The sequence below is a fragment of the Caulobacter sp. GW821-FHT10E02 genome, assembly GCF_059415225.1.
This window is the reverse complement of sequence record NZ_JBWKMV010000003.1, coordinates 192,457-210,143: the sequence shown is the minus strand read 5'-3', so window position 1 is coordinate 210,143 and position 17,687 is coordinate 192,457. Positions and strand designations below refer to the sequence as shown.

Below are 17,687 nucleotides of genomic sequence, written 5' to 3'. Positions count from 1 at the left end.
GCTAGATCACCGAGCGCGAATGTTCGGCCACTTCGCTGGACAGGGACGCGCCCACGATCTCCAGGCCGCGACGCAAGGCCTCGCGGTCGGCCACCGCGCCCAGGCAGACGCGGACGCCGGTCTCCAGGTCCGGCGCGACCACCGGGGCGTCGGGCGGGGTGACCTCGACCCCGCCGCGCAGGGCCCGGCCGGCCAGGCGCTCGGCGGCCAGTTCGCTCATCGGCAGCCAGACGTGCGGGGCGAAGGCGCTGTAGGGCGTCTCGATCGCCGCGCCCAGGATCTCGCGCGCCAGCCCTAAGCGCACGCTGGCCTCCTCGCGGACCTCGGCGATGATGGCGTCGGCCGAGCCGTCCTCGATCCACTGGGTCGCCACCAGCCCGCCAAAGCCCGGCGGCGCATAGGTCATGGCCCGCGCCCCGACCAGCACCCGCTCGAACAGCGCCTGGGTCGGGGCCACGAGAAAGCCGGCGCGCAGGCCCGGCCCCAGGGTCTTGGACACGCCCGAGACGTGGAAGGTCCGCTCCGGCGCCAGCAGGGCGAACGGCGGCGGCGCGCCGGGCGCATAGGCGGCGTAGATGTCGTCCTCGACCAGGATCAGGTCGTGCTTGCGGGCGACGGCGACGATGGCCTCGCGGCGGGCCAGACCCATGATCCGCCCGGTCGGGTTCTGCAGCGTGGGGAAGGTCGACAACACCCGCGCGCCGGTCTCGCGGGCCGCCGCCTCCAGGGCGTCGGGCAGCAGGCCCTCGGCGTCCATGGCCACGCCGCGCAGGCGCCAGCCGCTGTGGGCGGCGATCAGCTTGACGCCGTTATAGGTCGAGGCCTCGCACAGCACCGTATCGCCGGGGCGGGTCACAGCGCCCAGGGCCAGGGCCAGGCCCTGCTGGGCGCCGCCGCAGCAGATCAGCCGGGTCCAGTCGATGCGGGTGAAGCTGCTGGTCCGCGCCAGCCAGGCCGCGCCGGCCCGGCGCTGGACGTCGTGGCCCGCCGCCGGGGCGTAGGCCAGGTGTTCCAGCAGGTCCGGCCGCTTGCGCAGGCGGGCGATGGCCTCGGCCAGGCGATTGGCCGCCGGAGCGCTGGAGGCGATGTTCTGGGCCAGGTTGATCGGGCCGTCGCGCTCGGCGGAGCGATGCTCGGCTGGCGCATTGACGAAGCTGCCCCGGCCGACATGGGCGCTGACCAGCCCCGCCCGCTCGGCCTCGACATAGGCCCGCGTCACGGTGCCCAGGCCCACGCCCAGCCGATAGGCCAGATCGCGCTGCGGCGGCAGGCGCACGCCGGCGGCCAGGACGCCCGAGGCGATGTCGGCGCGCAGCACCGCCACCAGCCGCTCGTAGAGCGGGGCGCTGCCGTCGGGAAGGGTCGGCGTCCAGGCCACGGGCGTTAGCGCGTCTCGTTTATTGTCATGGTGACAATATGCAATTTGACTCACGATACAATGGAAATCATCACCGTGACACCTCGGCAACCCGTACCGAGACACCCAAGATGGGAGACCGGAGATGACCCCCGAACTGCTGCTGGCCTACGTCCTGTTCTGCTTCGCGACCGCGGGCACGCCCGGGCCGAACAACATGATGCTGCTCGCATCCGGGGCGAACTTCGGCTTCCGCAAGACAGTGCTGCACATCCTGGGGATCAGCGTCGGCCTGGGCTTTATGGTGCTGTGCATGGGCTTAGGACTGGGCGGCGTGTTCCGGGCCTATCCCGTGCTGCACGAGGTGCTGCGCTGGGTCGGGGCGGGTTACATGCTGTGGCTGGCCTGGAAGATCGGCACCTCGTCCTCGGTCAGCGACAAGGAGCTCGGCAAGCCGATGACCTTCCTGCAGGCGGCGGCGTTCCAGTGGGTAAACCCGAAGGCCTGGGCCATGGCCCTGGGCGCGGTGACCACCTACGCGCCGGAGGGCTCGGGCTGGACCATCGTGCCGCTGCTGGCCGGGACCTTCATGCTGGTCGGCGCGCCGTGCAGTGCGGCCTGGGCGGGGTTTGGTCAGGGCCTGCGGCCGTTCCTGGATCGGCCGAAGGTGCTGCGGACGTTCAATGTGGTGATGGCGGTGCTGCTGGTGGTGTCGCTGTATCCGCTGATCTTCGAGCATGGGGCTAAGCCGGCGCCGAGCCTCGAAGCGTTGGCGGATGTGCCGCCGCCTCCCCCGATGCGATCGCACGGCTAACCCCTAAAACCGCTCATCCCCACGAAAGCGGGGACCCAAGCTGACTTTCGAGAGAGGGCGAGGCCGAGCATCTATCTGCCGACTCGGCTTGGGTCCCCGCTTTCGCGGGGATGAGCGGAGAAATAGAGTGGGCGCATCGAAGGGAATCCCCATGCGCCTGCTGCTCGCCGCCCTTACCGCCCTGGCCCTGCATGGCGCGGTTTTCGCCCAGGACCTCAAGGTCACCGTCGCCGGCCGCGACACCGTCACCCTGACGCCCAAGGACCTCGCCGCCCTGCCCCGCGCCAAGGCCACCATCACCGTCAAGGGCGCGAGCGTCACCTACGAGGGCGTGCGCCTCGACGCCGTCCTCGCCCAGGCCGGCGTGGTGCATGGCGAGCGGTTGATGGGGCGGTATCTGAACCAGGTGGTCATCGCCCGCGCGGCGGACGGCTTTTTCAGCGTGCTGTCGCTGGCCGAGACCGACCCGGTCTATCGCGCCAATCCGGTCGTGGTCGCCGATACCGTGGGCGGCCACAAGCTGGACGACCGCGAAGGCCCCTATCGCCTCGTCGTCGACGGCGACCTGAGGCCCTCGCGGGCGCCGCGCCAGCTGACCTCGATCGAGGTCAAGCCGGCGTTCTAGGCTCTAGGCCGCCTTCAGGCGCTCCGGGCCGATGCCCAGGAAGTCGCGTTTGCCGACCGGCACGCCGTTGTGACGCAGGATGTCGTAGGCCGTCACCACGTGGAAATTGAAGTTCGGGATCACGAACTCCAGCAGGTATTCCGAGCCCGTGAAGCCGAGCGTGAACGTCCCCGCCGGCACCACGACCTCGCGCGTCTCGGCGCCGTCGAAGGCCGAGGCCGGGACGCTTTCGACATAGGCCAGGGTCTTGGCGATGCGGTCCTGCAGGTCGGCGAAGGTCTTCTCCTCGTCGGCCATGGCCGGGGCGTCGAGACCGGTCAGGCGGGCCACCGCGCCCTTGGCGCTGTCGGACGCCCGCTGGATCTGGCCGGACAGCGGCAGCATGTCCTCGAACAGGCGCGCCTCGACATAGGCGTCGGGGCTGGTCCCTGCGGACTCGGCGTGGGCCTTGGCCTTTTCGAGCAGCGACAGCAGCGTCTTGAGGCCGCGCGTGAGCGACGTCACGGTGACGGTCTGGAGAGTGACGGACATGGGAATTTCCTCGCTGAACCCGCCGGACCTCCCCGCGCGGGTTAGACGAGGACTTAAGCCCGCCCCACGAAAGTTTTCAATCGCTACTGATGACAATCAGCGTCAGCAGCTAGGCGTCCTGCGTCAGCCTCACCCGGCCGCCGTCGGCGATCAGGGCGTCGATGGCGTCGGCCGGCACGGCGGCGCTGAACAGGAAGCCCTGGGAGTGGGCGCAGCCGATCTCCTTCAGCTGCTCGCGCTGGACATTGGTCTCCACACCCTCGGCGATCACCGACAGGCGCAGGGCCTTGGCCAGGCGGACGATGGCGTGGACCACGGCGCCGGCTTCCTTGTCCTCGCCCAGGGGCGTGATGAAGCTGCGGTCGATCTTGATCTTGTCGATCGGATAGCGCCGCAGATAGCTCAGCGAGCTGTAGCCGGTGCCGAAGTCGTCCAGGGCCAGCGAGAAGCCCATCTCGCGCAGGCGCTCGATGGCCTCGTGGGTGGTCTCGTCGTCACCCAGCAGCGCGCCCTCGGTGATCTCCAGCTCGATGCCGTCGGCGCGGGCGCCGGTCTCGTGCAGCAGGTCGGCCACCTGTTTCGGAAAGTCGGCCTGCTTCATCTGCAGGGCCGAGACGTTGACGGCGACCTTCAGGTCCTTCCAGCGCAGGCTGTCGGTGAAGGCGCGGCGCATGACCAGGCGGCCCAGTTCGTCGATCAGGCCGCAGTCCTCGGCCAGCGGCACGAAGGCGGCCGGCGAGATCGCGCCCTTGGTCGGGTGGGTCCAGCGGGCCAGGGCCTCGACCCCGACCACCTGGCCGACCGCGTCGACCTGCGGCTGGTAGGCGAGCCAGACGCCGCCGTCCCGCATGGCCTGGCGCAGGTCGGCCTCCAGCCCGCGACGGGCCTTCAGCGCCGCGTCCATCTCGGCCTCGAAGAAGCAGAAGCGGCCGCGGCCCTCCTCCTTGGCGCGGTACATGGCGACGTCCGCGCGGCGGGCCGCCTCGACCGCGCCGACATGGGCCTCGGCCTGGGGGATCAGGGCCACGCCGATCGAGCCGCCGACGAAGACGGTGCCGCACGACAGCTCGACGGGACCGCTCAGACCCGCCACCAGGCGCTCGGCCAAGGCGGCGGCGCCATGGGCGTCGAGATCGACCGCCACCACGCCGAACTCGTCGCCGCCCAGCCGCGCCACCGTCTCGCCGACGCGGCACAGGCCCGACAGACGCTTGGCCATGGCCTGGATCAGTTCGTCCCCGGCCGCGTGGCCGTGGGTGTCGTTGACCGCCTTGAAGCGATCCAGGTCGATGGCCAGCACCGCCGTGGCCCCGCGACGCCGCGACAGCCCGTCGATCGCCTGGCGCAGGCGCTCCTCGAACAGCACGCGGTTGGGCAGGCCCGTGAGGGCGTCGTGCAGGGCCATGTGCTTGGCCCGCGCCTCGCTGGCCACCAGGCCCTCGGCGATGCGGCGGCTGCGGCGGGCGAAGACCAGCACGGCCACGGCCAGGCCGCCGACCACGATCAGGATCGGCAGCACCGCCTTGCGCAGCAGGGCCTGGCCCGGATGCGGCGGCTCCCAGTCCAGGGTGGCGATGACCTTGCCCTTCAGGCTGCGCAGGGCGACGTGGGCGTCGCCGGCCTGGTCGGTGGCGTCGCCGTTGTGCAGATGGACGCCGGCCAGCAGGAAGCGGGTCGAGAAGTTCTCCAGGAACAGCGCGTCCAGCTTCAGGGCGGTGACCACCACCGGCGCGCGGTCGTGGCGGACCAGGGCCTTGCCGAAGTCGGACTGCACCAGGCTGACGGTGACCAGATAGGGCTCGCCGTCGATGTCCTCGATGCTGCTGACATGCCGGGCCCGCGAGACCAGGCCGCCGTCCGAGCGCGGACCGGTCGGGCGCGGCAACCTGGCCTCCACCGCTCGCAGCTTGGCCAGCAGCGGCGCGAACACCGGCGCGTGGCGGTCGTAATAGGCGGTCGACATCGACTGGCCGACCTCCTCGCTGAACACGGGACGGTCGTCGCGATCGACGATGAAGATCAGGTCGAAGCCTGCCTGGCCCAGCAGATAGGCGCCGACGTTCTCGCGCGCCCAGACGGGATCGAAGCGGTTGTCCAGGTGCTCGACGGCCTCGTCCCAGACCACTTGCGGCGAGATGGTGCGCTCGATGTCGCTGGTCTTGGCCTCGACGCCGCGCTCGACCAGGGCCTGCTCGTGCAGCAGGGCGTCGCGGTCGACGCGGGCGGCGATCATGAACAGCACCGTCACCAGCACGCCGACGGTGAGCAGCGCCATGCCGGCCAACGGCGCGGACAGGCGGGTTTCGAGACGCTTCATGATCGCGGGAGGTCCAGGGACGCGAAGAGCTGGGCCGGACCTTTCGCAGGCAATGGCTAAGCCTGGGCTAACGGTGAAGCCTAACGATCTCCGAAACGGGTTTCGCCCCCGCTCCATTCCCTTTGCCGGTGAAAAGAACTAGAGAGACCGACCCAATCCCTCAGCCATTGCGACCATACCCTTGCGACTGCCCCAGGCCCGCCTCGACCAGGTTCTCGACCGCTTCCGCGAAGTGGAGGCGCGCATGGGCGCGGCCACCGACGGGACCGAGATCGTCAAGCTCTCCAAGGAGCACGCCGAGCTGCGCCCGGTCGCCGAGGCCGTCGAACGCCTGGCCAAGCTGAGCGCCGAGCGCGCCGAGCTGGACGTCATGGCCGCCGATCCGGAAATGGCCGACATGGTCAAGGACGAGATCCAGGCCTTGGACGAGAAGCTGCCCGAGCTGGAGCGAGATCTCGCCCTGATGCTGGCCCCCAAGGACAAGGACGAGAACGCCTCGGCCATCCTGGAAGTCCGGGCCGGCACCGGTGGCGACGAGGCGGCCCTGTTCGCCGGCGACCTCTTCCGCATGTACCAGCGCTACGCCCAGCTGCAGGGCTGGCGCGTCGAGATCGACAGCATCTCGGAAGGCGAAATGGGCGGCTTCAAGGAAATCGTCGCCTCGATCACCGGCGATGGCGTGTTCGGCCGGCTGAAGTTCGAGAGCGGCGTGCACCGCGTGCAGCGCGTGCCGGCCACCGAGGCCCAAGGCCGCATCCACACCTCGGCCGCCACGGTCGCGGTGCTGCCGGAAGCCGAGGACGTCGAGATCGAGATCAAGGACGCCGACCTGCGGATCGACACCTACCGCTCGTCGGGCGCCGGCGGCCAGCACGTCAACAAGACCGACTCCGCCGTCCGCATCACCCACTTGCCCACGGGCGTGGTGGTGACCTCCTCGGAAAAGTCGCAGCACCAGAACCGCGCCAAGGCGATGAAGAACCTGAAGGCGCGCCTCTACGACATGCAGCGCCAGGCCCTGGACAGCGCCCGCTCCGAGGCCCGCAAGAGCCAGGTCGGCAGCGGCGATCGCTCGGAACGCATCCGCACCTACAACTTCCCGCAAGGGCGGGTGACCGACCACCGGATCAACCTGACCCTCTACAACCTGGCCCGGGTGATCGAAGGCGACAATCTGGACGACGTGATCAACCCGCTGATCGCCGAGGACCAGGCCGAGCGCCTGGCCAGCCTGGAAGAGAGCTTCAACTAAGCCATGGCCTGGACCCGGACCTACGACGAGGACGAGCCCCAGCGGGTCAACAAGTGGCTGGCCCAGAGCGGCGTCTGCTCGCGCCGCGAGGCCGAACAGCTGATCTCCGACGGCCTGGTGTCGATCGACGGCGAAGTGGTCGAGGATGTGGGTCGCAAGATCCTGCCCGGCCAGACACTGACCCTGGCCGATCGCGCGACGGCCAAGCTGGACTCGACCTTCACCTACATGATCCACAAGCCGGTCGGCGTGGTCTCGTCCCAGCCGGACCCCGGCCAGGTGCCGGCCGCGCGCCTGCTGACCCGCCAGAACATCTGGGGCGGCGTCCCCGCCCCCATCCCGCAGTCGGGCGACCTGCTGCCGCCGATCGGGCGCCTGGACAAGGACTCGCGCGGCCTGTTGCTGCTGTCCCAGGACGGCGTGGTGGCCAAGGCCGTGATCGGCCCGCAGTCGGACCTCGAAAAGGAATACCGCGTCGCGGTGATGGGCGAGCTGACGGAAGAGAAGATCGAGCTCCTCCGCTTCGGCCTGGAACTCGACGGCCGCGAACTGCGCCCCGCCGAGGTCGAGGTCATCTCCGACCAGCGCCTGCGCATCGTCCTGCGCGAAGGCCGCAACCGCCAGATCCGCCGCATGTGCGAACTGGTGGAACTGAAGGTCGTCGACCTGTTCCGTGTGCGGATCGGCCCGCTGACGCTCGGCGAGATGCCGGAGGGGCGGTGGCGGCCGCTGACGGGTGAAGAACGAGCGGCGCTGGTCGCGGGCTAGCGCCCACTTCCCAAAACCGCCGCTACGCCTATCCTCACGCCACTCGCCGTGAGGTCGCAATGAGCAACGATAATCGCAGACGGGCGCTGGGCGAGGTCGTCTCCCTCGAGGCCTGGCACGCCCCCTTTTCGAAGGCCGAGAAGAAGGTCGATCTCTGCGTCGATGTGGCCTTCCTGAAGGGGCGGCTGGGCGAAGAGGTGGAGTCCGAGGTCTGGTTTGTGCTGCAACTGCGCCAGGCCGAGATCATCGTCGTAGTCCCTCCCTCGGAGCCTGCCACGATCGACATCTCCTCGGTTTCGCGCGACGCGCCACAGATCGAGACCAAGCTGAGCCGCGATCAAACGGTCAAGAAGAAGGCCAAGACCAAGGTCTCCAGCAAGGCCAAACTTGGCGTCAATAGCCTCGGCGCGAGCGCCCAAGCCCAGACCGAAGCGGGAGTGGAAGCAGACGATCGCACCCGCATCGCCGTGGTCGAGGCCGTGAAGAACATGCGCCTGCTGCATAGCCTGAGCGACGGCCGCAACCGCTGAACCGTATCGACGGCCGACGGCACTCCACTCAACGGCCGCCCTTGGGACGCCGCCAAAGCTCCGCGCCTGAAAGTCATCGACACGCGTACCGATCGCACGAAAGGCCTGCCGCCCTCGATCCAGGTCGAGGTGCGTTGCCGCCGGGAAGATCTGGTGATTTCCGATATCCGGCTGAAAACCCTCAGAGGCTTGGGTGATCGCCTGCGCCGCAACACACAACGCAACAAGCAGGCCGCCGCTGAGGCGGTGATCCGCACCCGCCTCTTCGAGGAGGGCCTTTTGAGAGACGACCACGACGACCGCTTCGCCGTCATTACCCTTGCGTCCATCACCGCAGAGACCACCTGACATGACCAAGCCGCCGCACTGGTTGGATGGCGTGGCCAAGGTGCTGCGCGCCAATACCGACGACCTGCGCGAACTGGCCAGCATCGGCGGCGTCGATCCGAGAACGGCCTATGTCGGCACGCGATTGGATGGAACCGACCTAAGCGGGCAGGACCTGCGGGGCATGGTGTTCACCGACCTGAACCTCTCGCGCGTGAAGCACGACGCCGAGACGTTGATTGATCGGGATCAGCTGACGAGCGCGACTATGCCTGAAGCCACGCCGATCCTCGTACTCTCGTCAAAGCTGGACGCCGAGATCGTGGACAAGCGACTAGGCGGTTTGTCACCCCAGATCTTCCGCGCGGAGGGTGATTCCAGGTTCGGCGTTTCCAGGTTCTTGGATCACGTACGCATGGGCCGCCCAGCGCTCGTCCTGGCTTTCGAAAGCGAAATGGAGCTCGCGGAAGCCGCCCTTAGCATCATGCATCCGGACGGGCCGCGGGCGGCGGTGATCGTTCAGGGACGCGATCCCGTCCGTTGGTTCAAGCGCTGGCCCGGCCTGGCTATGGGACAAGCAGTGTTCTTCACTCAAGAGTATGGCCAGACACGCCTAGGAAAGGCGTCGGACATCGCCGTTGAAACACGCTTTCTGTGCCGACTTCTCGTAGACAATTGGGATCAGCTGACGATCTACGACCGACCGCCCACGCTCTTCATGCGAGGCCAGGGCGTCGGTCCAAGGCCGGTGATCGACGGCGCAGCACAACTCTTCGATCGACTGTGGCGGGCAAACCTGCAGCGATATGGGCTTGAGCTTAAGAAGGCCGAAAGCGAAGTTCTTGTCGATGCGCCCGCCATCGGCACGCTGTTTGAAGTGGGCGCCGGTTCGACCACCTCGCCTCCGGGGACCATCAGCGCTTTTGTAGACTTAAGTGACGAGATTGGGCTGCTTCGCACGAGGCACACGACGAACTATGCAAGTTTAGTTCTGAACGCCCTTGAACGCGTGGCCGAGAATAGGAGCAGCCGACATCGTATTTTCGTCGACGCGTCCAACAACGAGATTCCTATTTCAGACGCCTCTGTTTTACCAACCGGGCGAACGCCTGCCGCTAGTCCCGCGATTTTGAAGGCGTTCGACTTCACCTCCGTGAAGGCGATCGTTGCCAGTGAGCGGTCGGACGTCTCTTGGGTCGCCCACAGGTTGATAAGGGCGCGGGAACTTTGGGTCAGCGCGCGTGACATGCTCGGCGTTGACGACGCCCCGGTCGTCACGATCTGGAGCCTCTTAGCTGCGCAGATGCGGCGCTTCGGGTCACAGCCGCTAGGTGAAGCTCGCCAAGCCTATCTACAGCTAATTATCCGAGCGGCAATGCGTCGAGCAGGTCGCGAAGTCCAGTGGTTGGACCCGCTTTTCGACCGTTCCCCACTAATACGGGTCGAAGATTTGGAGTTTGGTCTCGGCCGAACAACCTTCAAGACCAATCTAGCCTTCAACACGGCAAACTCCATACGACTTGCCGTTTGGATCGAAGCCGAAGGCCCTGGCCTGACCGTGATCGGAATAAAGGGCTTCCGCGCCGAAGACCTCAACCCCAACCATACCAAACCCTAGGCTGCTGGAACGCGAACTCCGGCTTTCGCATGCTAGATATTGACGCCCCCCTGATCGGCGGCGACATCGCACCCAAAGTGCAGGGCCGGGGACCGAAACCATGCGCACCCGAGACGCCCTGCTCGCCGAGGTCAATGCCGAGTTGCCGGACTTCGACTGGGCGGAGGGGGCGCGGCGGTATCTGGATGGGTTCTTCGCGCAGTATTCGCGCGAGCAGATCGAGGCCTTCGTGGCCACCAAGCCGCTGGCGGCGATCACGCCGGAGGATCCGGTCGGCAGCCTGGCCGAGGTTGTCAGCTACCTGAACCACTTCGCCAACACGATCCACCTGCTGGCCCTGCCGCGCGGGGCGCGGGTGCTGGACGTGGCGTGCGGGCCGGGCTGGGTGTCGCACTGGCTGACGCGGCTGGGCTACGCGACCACCGGCGTCGATATCTCCGACCAGTTCGTGGCCCTGGCCCGCCAGCGGCTGGCCGATGACCCTTGCCTGGCCCTGTCGGCCGAGCAGCTGGAGGCGATGTTCGCGGTCGCCGATCTCGAGCGCGAAGCCCTGCCGGCCTCGCTGGAGGGGACGTTCGACGCGGCGATCCTGGAATCGTGCTTGCACCACTTCGTCGACCCGATCGCGGCGCTGGAGAACATCCGGCGGGGCCTGAAGCCCGACGGCGTGGTGCTGATCATCGAGAGCGAGAACCGCCAGGGTCCGATCCGCGACGACTACATGAAGGTGATGCTGGAAACCCAGACCCTGGAGCGGCCCTATTCGCGCGAACAGCTGCTGGAAGTTCTGGCCCATGCGGGCTTGCCGGCCGTGGAGTTCTTCGGCGCGGTCAACGGCTTCTTCGCCCAGAGCGGCCAGGGCGGCTACGACCTGAGCCGGGAGCTGGCCCGCATCACCGCCGACGGCAATATCTGCGTGTGCGCGACCCATGAGGCGGCGCTGGCGCGGATCGTCCCGTCGCGGGCGGCCCCGCCCGCCCTGCCGCCGCCAGTCGACGCCGGCATGGCCCTGGCCACCCGGCTACGCGACCGGACGCCGGCCTGGATTCGGCCGGTGCTGCGTCCGTTCGGCAGGATGCTGCTGGCGCTGCGGCGCTAGGCCTTGGCCGGCTTGCGGCGGCGGGGGACTCGGACCACGGCCTCGCCATCCATGATCAGGTCCTCGCCGACATAGCCGGCGCAGCGCAGGGTGACGCGGGCGCTCTCGGCGTCGATGGCCGCGACGGTGACACGAGCGGTGACGACGTCGCCGATGCGGACCGGGCGGTGAAAGGCCAGGGTCTGGCTCAGATAGATCGCGCCGGCGCCGGGCAGGATGGTGCCGACCACGGCCGAGCCGAACGAGGCCGACAGCAGGCCGTGGGCGATGCGGCCGCGATAGGCGGTCTTCGAGGCGAAGGCCTCGTCCATGTGCACGGGGTTGAAGTCGTCCGAAGCCTCGGCGAACAGGCCGATGCGCGCTTCGGTGACGGGCACGTGCTTTTCGGCGGTCATCCCGACGGACAGTTCGTCCAGGATGTAGCCGCCGGTGGGATGAGGTCCGATCATCCCACGCCGTTAGCGGTCACGGCGCGCCTTGGCCAGAAAAAACGCGCGATCGACGCTTGGGCGGCCTAACGCTGCGCCAGGGCGTAGGGCACGAACGGGCCCATGGCGACCGAGGCCGCGACGCCGCGCATGCCCATGCCGCCCTGGTCGTAGAACGTCACGAACTCGTTCGAGCAGAGCGGGCCTTGGACGGCCGCGGTGTTGATGACCGCGTCGCTATTCAGGTTCGCAGCGCCCAACGCCGGACGGTTCACATAGATCTGGCCGTTGGACATCCGGTAGATGATCGCCGTCCGGTCGATGATTTGGATGCCGCGGATCCTGCCGGCGTTGATGCAGGCGACAGGCTGGCCGGCCACGCGGCCTTTGATCAAACGATCCAGGCCGGCCTCGCCGCTTTCGTCGCCGGCCATGGCGCTGGACGCCGTCGCCAGGATAGCCGCCGTGATCAGGCCGTGAAGCATCTTACGCATGTCGCCGCTCCCTCTCTCGCCCGCCGACGATGTCGGATCGCTCGGCTCCAAGAAAGGCACTGTCCGCCCGCGCTTCGCGTTAGTCAACCTCCGCGCGCGCGACGACACTCAAGGTAGCGATACCGCTCAGGGCTTCGGCTTGGCGTAGGGCACGAAGTCGCCGAGGTTCACGAAGCCCCGGGGGAAGCGTGACAGCGAGTCGACCAGGGTCACCGGGTCGGTCCGGCACAGCTGGGCGCCGGTCGTGCGGGTGACCAGGACGTCGTCGTAGCGCAGGCTGTCGGCCCCGCCGCGCGGGCGGTTGACGTAGTAGCGGCCGCCGGGACCGTTGTAGACGATGGCCGTGCCGTCGATGATCTGGCTGCTGTCGCTGCCCCGCAGGTTGATGCAGGACACCGGCTTGCCGGCCACGCGACCTTCGAGCAGCTTGGCCAGCTTGGCCTCGCCCTTCGGGTTGGGGGCGTTCGACGCGGTGGCGGCCAGCGCGTTCGACGCCGCCGCCAGAACCACGATCGCCGCCAGGCCTTGAAGCATCGGACGCATGTCGCTCACTCCCTATTCGGCCGCGAGGGTCTCGGCGGCCTTTTCAGCGGCCCGGATCTCGGCCGCCTTCTTCTCAACGAGTTCGACGATGTGATCGATCATCCCCTCGTTGGATTGTTTGTGGTCGGGCTTGCCGGCCATGTAGACCATGCCCGCCCCGGCCCCGCCGCCGGTGAAGCCGATGTCGGTCATCAGGGCCTCGCCCGGGCCGTTGACCACGCAGCCGATGATCGACAGCGACATCGGCGTCGAGATGTGGGCCAGGCGGCCTTCCAGCGCCTCCACCGTCTTGATGACGTTGAAGCCCTGACGGGCGCACGACGGGCAGGCGATGATGTTGACGCCGCGGTGGCGCAGGCCCAGCGACTTCAGGATGTCGAAGCCGACCTTGATCTCCTCGACGGGATCGGCGGCCAGGCTAACGCGAATGGTGTCGCCGATGCCGGCCCACAGCATCGAGCCGATGCCGATCGAGCTCTTCACCGTGCCGGTGCGCAGGGCCCCGGCCTCGGTGACGCCCAGGTGCAGCGGGCAGTCGATGGCCTCGGCCAACTGGTAGTAGGCCGCCACGGTCATGAACGGGTCGGACGCCTTCACCGAGATCTTGAACTCGTGGAAGTCGTGGTCCTGCAGGATGCGGGCGTGATTGAGGGCGCTCTCGACCATCGCCTCGGGGCACGGCTCGCCGTACTTCTCCAGCAACTCGCGCTCCAGCGAGCCGGCGTTAACGCCGATGCGCATCGAGCAGCCGTGGTCGCGGGCGGCCTGGATGACCTCACGCACGCGGTCGGGGCTGCCGATGTTGCCCGGATTGATCCGCAGGCAGGCCGCGCCGGCCTGGGCCGCCTCGATGCCGCGCTTGTAGTGGAAGTGGATGTCGGCCACGAGCGGGACCTTGGCCTCGCGGGCGATGGTCTTGAACGCGGCGGTGCTGTCGGTGTCGGGGCAGCTGACCCGGACGATGTCGGCCCCAGCCTCTTCCAGCTGACGGATCTGCTCCAGCGTCGCGGCGGCGTCGCTGGTCAGCGTGTTGGTCATCGACTGCACGGTGATCGGCGCGTCGCCGCCCACCTCGACATTGCCGACGCGGATCTTGCGCGATTGCCGGCGCGTGATCATGCGCCAGGGACGGACGTGGGTGTGATCAGCGGCCATGGGGGTAATTTAGAGGTTCTGCGGCAGGAACTGAAGGGCTCAGGTTTGCTTTGCCGCACCAAACCCGCTCATCCCCGCGAAAGCGGGGACCCAAGCCGAGCCTGGGTTCGCCTCAGACGCCTAAATCGGACAATCCGCTTGGGTCCCCGCTTTCGCGGGGATGAGCGGAAAAGGATTAGGGCTTCGGAGCCGGAGCCACGGGCGCCGCCACCGGAGCCGCCACGGCCGCCGGGATCAGCTTGGCCACGGCCGTCTGGTTCGAGGTCAGGTGACCCGTCAGGCGGCCATTGTAATAGACCTCGAACAGGCTCGGCTCGACCACGTCGAGGATCAGGCCCGGCGTGCGCGGCGCGCGATAGGCGTCGCCGGTCGAGAGCCAGCGGGTCATGTGGATGCTGCCGTCGGCGCGGCGCACGGTCAGGGCGCCGGCCTTGCGGGCCTGGATCAGCACGCCCGAGGCTTCGGCGGGCGCCGCGCCCAGGATCTGGCCCTTGAGCTTGAACGGCGAACCCACCACGAACTGGCTGGCCGGATCGACGACGCCGGCCTTGGCGTCGGACACGGCGCGCGCCTTGGAGGCGGCGTTGGCGGCGTCGACCGAACCGCCGTTGGCGGCGGCGTCGTCGAGACCGGGGGTCTTGTAGGGATCGGGCGTGGTGCTTTCGACCGGGGCCGGCAGCGGCGAGCCCAGGGCGACCTGGGTGTTGCTGGCGTGCGACTGGACCTGGGTCGAGACGGCGGCCGGGGCCACCTGGGCCGGCGGCTCTTCCTTGGTGATGGCGCGCTGGGCCACGTTCCACAGCAGGATGGCGCCGACCACCAGCAGACCGCCGGCGAAGATCAGGGCCAGGCGCGGGTCGCGCTCGCGGCGCACGCCGACCGGGGCGCGCAGCTCGGCGCCTTCATCGGGGCTGTCGTTCTTGAAGCGGGTGACGGCGGCCTCGGCGTCCAGGCCCAGCAGGCCGGCATAGGCGCGGACATAACCGATGGTGAACGGACGCGAGGGCAGGTCCTCGAGACGCATGTCCTCCAGCGCCTCGATATAGCTCTGGCGGATGCGGGTGCCGTCGGCGACGTCCTGGGTGGTCAGGCCGCGGAACTCGCGGGCCGCCTTCAGGGCCAGGCCAATGTCGGCGCCTTCGTCCAGCGAAGGCTGCGCCACGGCGATCGGCGCATCGTCCGCATCCGCGTCCGTGACGAGATGCAAACGCCTCACGTTGCCCGTATCCAACGGCATGACCGACTAAACGCCCCCAAAATCGCGCCGCGCGCGAAAGCGCGGAGCCCCCCGATTCCGTATCGCACGGAATTCTTAACAACTGTTTGTGGATATCAAACTAAGTAGCGGGATTCAATGTACTAAACGGTGACGCTTGGTTAACGGCCAAGGTTTCGTCACACCGCCACGTAGAGCTTTCGCGCCAGGGTTTCGATCTCGCCCCGGAGCGATCCGCCCGAGCCCTTCAGCAGGGCCTCGACATTGCGCCGGGCGGCCTCGCGATCCAGCGACAGGACCATCTGCTTGACCGGGCCGATGCCGGCCGGCGGCATGCTAAGCCCTTCAAATCCCAGGGCGACGAGGGCGAAGGCCTCCAGCGGACGACCGGCCATCTCGCCGCACACGGACACCGGCGTGCCGGTGTCGGCGCAGGCCTGCTGGATGGTCTTCAGGGCCCGCAGGGCGGCCGGCGACAGCGGGTCGTAGCGGTCCGAGACCTTGGGGTTACCCCGGTCGGCGGCGAACAGGTACTGCATCAGGTCGTTGGTGCCGACCGAAACGAAGTCGGTCATCGGCAGCAGCGCGTCGAGATGCCACAGCAGCGAGGGAGCCTCGATCATCGCCCCGACGTCCAGGCGCGCGGGCGCCGGGCGGCCACGCTTCAGGGCCCAGGCGACTTCCTGGTCGACGAACGAGCGCGCGGCGCGGAACTCGTCGACATTGGCCACCAGCGGGAACATCACCTTCAAGGGGCGACCGGCGGCGGCCTTGATCAGGGCGCGGATCTGCATGCGCAGCAGGGCCGGGCGATCCAGGCCCATGCGCACGGCGCGCCAGCCCAGGGCCGGATTGTCCTCGCGCTCCAGCTCCATGTACGGCAGCAGCTTGTCGCCGCCGAGGTCGAGCGTGCGGAAGGTCACCGGCATGCCGTTGGCGGCTTCCAGCACCTTCTCGTAGAGCGCCGTCTGGGCCTCCAGGCGCGGCAGCTCCTCGGCGACCATGAACTGGAACTCGGTGCGGAACAGGCCGATGCCCTCCGCGCCGGTCTCGGCCAGGATGTCGAGATCGACGGCCAGGCCGGCGTTCATCAGGAGGGTGATCTTGGCCCCGTCCTTGGTGATCGGCGGGGTGTCGCGCAGGCGGGCGAACTCGGCCTTGCGCTGGGCGCGGACCTCCATCCGGGCCTTCAGGGCCTTGATGACGTCCGGCCGCGGCCGCAGCCAGGCCTCGGCCGTCTCGGCGTCGACGACCACGGGGTCGCCCTCGCTGACGCGGTCGCGCAGGCCGGCCAGGCGGCCAACGCACGGGATGTCCAGGGCGCGAGCGACGATGCCGGCGTGGCTGGCGGCGCTGCCCTCTTCGAGCAGGATGCCCTTCAGCTTGGTGCGGTCGTATTCCAGCAGGTCGGCGGGACCGAGGTTCCGGGCGATCAGGATCGCGTCGTCGGGGAGCACCCGCACCGCGTGGACATCGCCCGACAGGTGGCGCAGCAGGCGGTCGTTGAGGTCTTCCAGGTCGTGCAGCCGCTCGCGCAGATAGGGGTCGCGGGCCTGGCCCAGGCGGGCGCGGTGCTCGGAGCGGACGCGCTCGACCGCGGCCTCGGCGGTCAGGCCCGAGCGCACGGCCTCGTTCAGGGACCGGTTCCAGCCCCGGTCGTGGGCGAACAGGCGGTAGGTCTCCAGCACCTCGTACGAGGCGCCGACCAGGCCGTGCTGGCCTTCCAGCATCTGGTCGATCTGGGTCTGCAGCGCCTCGATGGCGTAGGAGAGCCGGGCCTCCTCGGCCAGGGCGTCGTCGGACAGCAGGGTCTCGGGCGCGACCGGCTGCTCGTGCAGCACGGCGACGCCGTAAGCGAGACCTTCAGCGAAGCGCGAGCCCTTCAGCCGCTCGGGCTTGTGCGGCGCCAGCTCGACGTCCTTGAGCTCGTCGGCGCCCAGCAGCTCGCTGGAGCTGACCATCTCGGCCAGCACCATGGCGATGATCTGGAGGTCCTCGACCTCCTCCTCGTCATAGGTGCGCTCGGTGCGGTTCTGGACGACCAGCACGCCGATCGCCCGACCGCCGCGCAGCAGCGGCACGGCCAGGAAGGCGTGGTACGGATCTTCGCCGGTTTCCGGACGATACGAGAACTGCGGATGGCTGGCGGCGTCGGACAGGTTCAGCGGCCGGCCCAGGCGCATGGTCTCGCCGACCAGGCCCTCGCCCGGCTTCAGCCGCGTGACGTGGACGGCCTCGCGGGCCAGGCCTTCGGTGGCGAACAGTTCGAGGTCGTTCGAAGCGCGGCGCAGATAGATCGAGCAGACTTCCGCCACCATCGAGATGGCGATGGTGCGCACCACCATGTCGAGCTTGGCCTGGGCGGGACCACCGCCGGCCATGGCCTCGCGAATCTGCCGAAGCAGGCTGCGGGGTCCTCGAACGGCCATGCCGGATGCCGCCATCTCGTCTGCGCCTGCTCCCTATCCGGTCCCGGTCTAGCCCAGCTTCAAGCGCTAGGTGTTAAGGCCGGGTCCAAGCCTCGTAAGATGGGGGCTACAGCAGATTCCGCCAGCGCGATAGTCGATGCGGTCAACCGAACGGCGATTAGGTGTGAGGGCACGAAAAAGCGCC

The 17,687-nt window shown here is 68.5% G+C and carries 17 protein-coding genes; 8 read left to right on the top strand and 9 right to left on the bottom strand.

Going from position 1 to position 17,687, the window contains the following annotated elements; translation table 11 throughout:
* Position 1 precedes the first annotated feature (1 nt).
* Positions 2 to 1,378 (bottom strand): aminotransferase-like domain-containing protein, encoded by a 1,377-nt coding sequence (locus AC07NI_RS16190; protein WP_494620928.1) that lies wholly within the window; start codon positions 1,376 to 1,378, stop codon positions 2 to 4.
* A gap of 124 nt (positions 1,379 to 1,502) precedes the next feature.
* Between AC07NI_RS16190 and AC07NI_RS16185 the strand changes: the two genes are divergently transcribed.
* Together AC07NI_RS16185 and AC07NI_RS16180 are read left to right on the top strand one after the other, a co-directional pair.
* A complete protein-coding gene (locus AC07NI_RS16185; protein ID WP_494620926.1) occupies positions 1,503 to 2,171 on the top strand; it encodes a LysE family translocator in 669 nt (222 codons plus the stop codon).
* Positions 2,172 to 2,322: 151 nt separating this feature from the next.
* On the top strand, positions 2,323 to 2,796 hold the full coding sequence (locus AC07NI_RS16180; protein WP_494620924.1) for a molybdopterin-binding protein: 474 nt from the start codon (positions 2,323 to 2,325) through the stop codon (positions 2,794 to 2,796).
* Between the two features lie 3 nt (positions 2,797 to 2,799).
* On the opposite strand, the gene AC07NI_RS16175 is transcribed toward AC07NI_RS16180, so the two are convergent.
* Positions 2,800 to 3,327 carry a DUF1993 domain-containing protein gene (locus AC07NI_RS16175; protein ID WP_494620922.1) on the bottom strand — a complete coding sequence of 176 codons (528 nt, stop codon included), beginning with the start codon at positions 3,325 to 3,327 and terminating at the stop codon, positions 2,800 to 2,802.
* A 109-nt stretch (positions 3,328 to 3,436) separates the two neighbouring features.
* Positions 3,437 to 5,644, bottom strand: a complete 2,208-nt coding sequence (locus tag AC07NI_RS16170; RefSeq protein ID WP_494620920.1) for a putative bifunctional diguanylate cyclase/phosphodiesterase — start codon at positions 5,642 to 5,644, stop codon at positions 3,437 to 3,439.
* A gap of 181 nt (positions 5,645 to 5,825) precedes the next feature.
* Here AC07NI_RS16170 and prfA point away from each other — a divergent pair, with 181 nt between their 5' ends.
* The 6 genes from prfA to AC07NI_RS16140 all read left to right on the top strand — a co-directional run bounded on the left by prfA (position 5,826) and on the right by AC07NI_RS16140 (position 11,238).
* A complete protein-coding gene (prfA, locus tag AC07NI_RS16165; protein WP_494620918.1) occupies positions 5,826 to 6,896 on the top strand; it encodes a peptide chain release factor 1 in 1,071 nt (356 codons plus the stop codon).
* Between the two features lie 3 nt (positions 6,897 to 6,899).
* The gene (locus tag AC07NI_RS16160) at positions 6,900 to 7,664 is read left to right on the top strand and encodes a pseudouridine synthase (RefSeq protein WP_494620916.1); all 765 of its coding nucleotides are present in this window, start codon (positions 6,900 to 6,902) and stop codon (positions 7,662 to 7,664) included.
* A 59-nt stretch (positions 7,665 to 7,723) separates the two neighbouring features.
* Complete coding sequence (locus AC07NI_RS16155) at positions 7,724 to 8,194, top strand: hypothetical protein (protein WP_494620913.1); 471 nt, start codon at positions 7,724 to 7,726, stop codon at positions 8,192 to 8,194.
* A 153-nt stretch (positions 8,195 to 8,347) separates the two neighbouring features.
* Positions 8,348 to 8,542 (top strand): hypothetical protein, encoded by a 195-nt coding sequence (locus AC07NI_RS16150; protein ID WP_494620911.1) that lies wholly within the window; start codon positions 8,348 to 8,350, stop codon positions 8,540 to 8,542.
* A gap of 1 nt (position 8,543) precedes the next feature.
* Positions 8,544 to 10,139, top strand: coding sequence for a hypothetical protein (locus tag AC07NI_RS16145; protein WP_494620907.1), 1,596 nt, complete (start codon positions 8,544 to 8,546; stop codon positions 10,137 to 10,139).
* Positions 10,140 to 10,239: 100 nt separating this feature from the next.
* Positions 10,240 to 11,238, top strand: coding sequence for a class I SAM-dependent methyltransferase (locus tag AC07NI_RS16140; RefSeq protein WP_494620905.1), 999 nt, complete (start codon positions 10,240 to 10,242; stop codon positions 11,236 to 11,238).
* On the opposite strand, the gene AC07NI_RS16135 is transcribed toward AC07NI_RS16140, so the two are convergent.
* The 6 genes from AC07NI_RS16135 to ptsP all read right to left on the bottom strand — a co-directional run bounded on the left by AC07NI_RS16135 (position 11,235) and on the right by ptsP (position 17,518).
* Positions 11,235 to 11,687 (bottom strand): MaoC family dehydratase, encoded by a 453-nt coding sequence (locus tag AC07NI_RS16135; RefSeq protein ID WP_494620903.1) that lies wholly within the window; start codon positions 11,685 to 11,687, stop codon positions 11,235 to 11,237. The genes AC07NI_RS16140 and AC07NI_RS16135 overlap by 4 nt on opposite strands.
* 65 nt (positions 11,688 to 11,752) lie before the next feature.
* Positions 11,753 to 12,160, bottom strand: coding sequence for a hypothetical protein (locus AC07NI_RS16130; protein ID WP_494620900.1), 408 nt, complete (start codon positions 12,158 to 12,160; stop codon positions 11,753 to 11,755).
* Positions 12,161 to 12,286: 126 nt separating this feature from the next.
* Positions 12,287 to 12,703, bottom strand: a complete 417-nt coding sequence (locus AC07NI_RS16125; protein WP_494620898.1) for a hypothetical protein — start codon at positions 12,701 to 12,703, stop codon at positions 12,287 to 12,289.
* 12 nt (positions 12,704 to 12,715) lie between these two features.
* Positions 12,716 to 13,858, bottom strand: coding sequence for a flavodoxin-dependent (E)-4-hydroxy-3-methylbut-2-enyl-diphosphate synthase (gene ispG / locus AC07NI_RS16120; RefSeq protein WP_494620896.1), 1,143 nt, complete (start codon positions 13,856 to 13,858; stop codon positions 12,716 to 12,718).
* A 175-nt stretch (positions 13,859 to 14,033) separates the two neighbouring features.
* Positions 14,034 to 15,095: a helix-turn-helix domain-containing protein gene (locus tag AC07NI_RS16115; protein WP_494620894.1), complete on the bottom strand. Its 1,062-nt coding sequence runs from the start codon at positions 15,093 to 15,095 to the stop codon at positions 14,034 to 14,036.
* Between the two features lie 158 nt (positions 15,096 to 15,253).
* The gene (gene ptsP, locus AC07NI_RS16110; RefSeq protein ID WP_494620892.1) at positions 15,254 to 17,518 is read right to left on the bottom strand and encodes a phosphoenolpyruvate--protein phosphotransferase; all 2,265 of its coding nucleotides are present in this window, start codon (positions 17,516 to 17,518) and stop codon (positions 15,254 to 15,256) included.
* Positions 17,519 to 17,687: the final 169 nt, after the last annotated feature.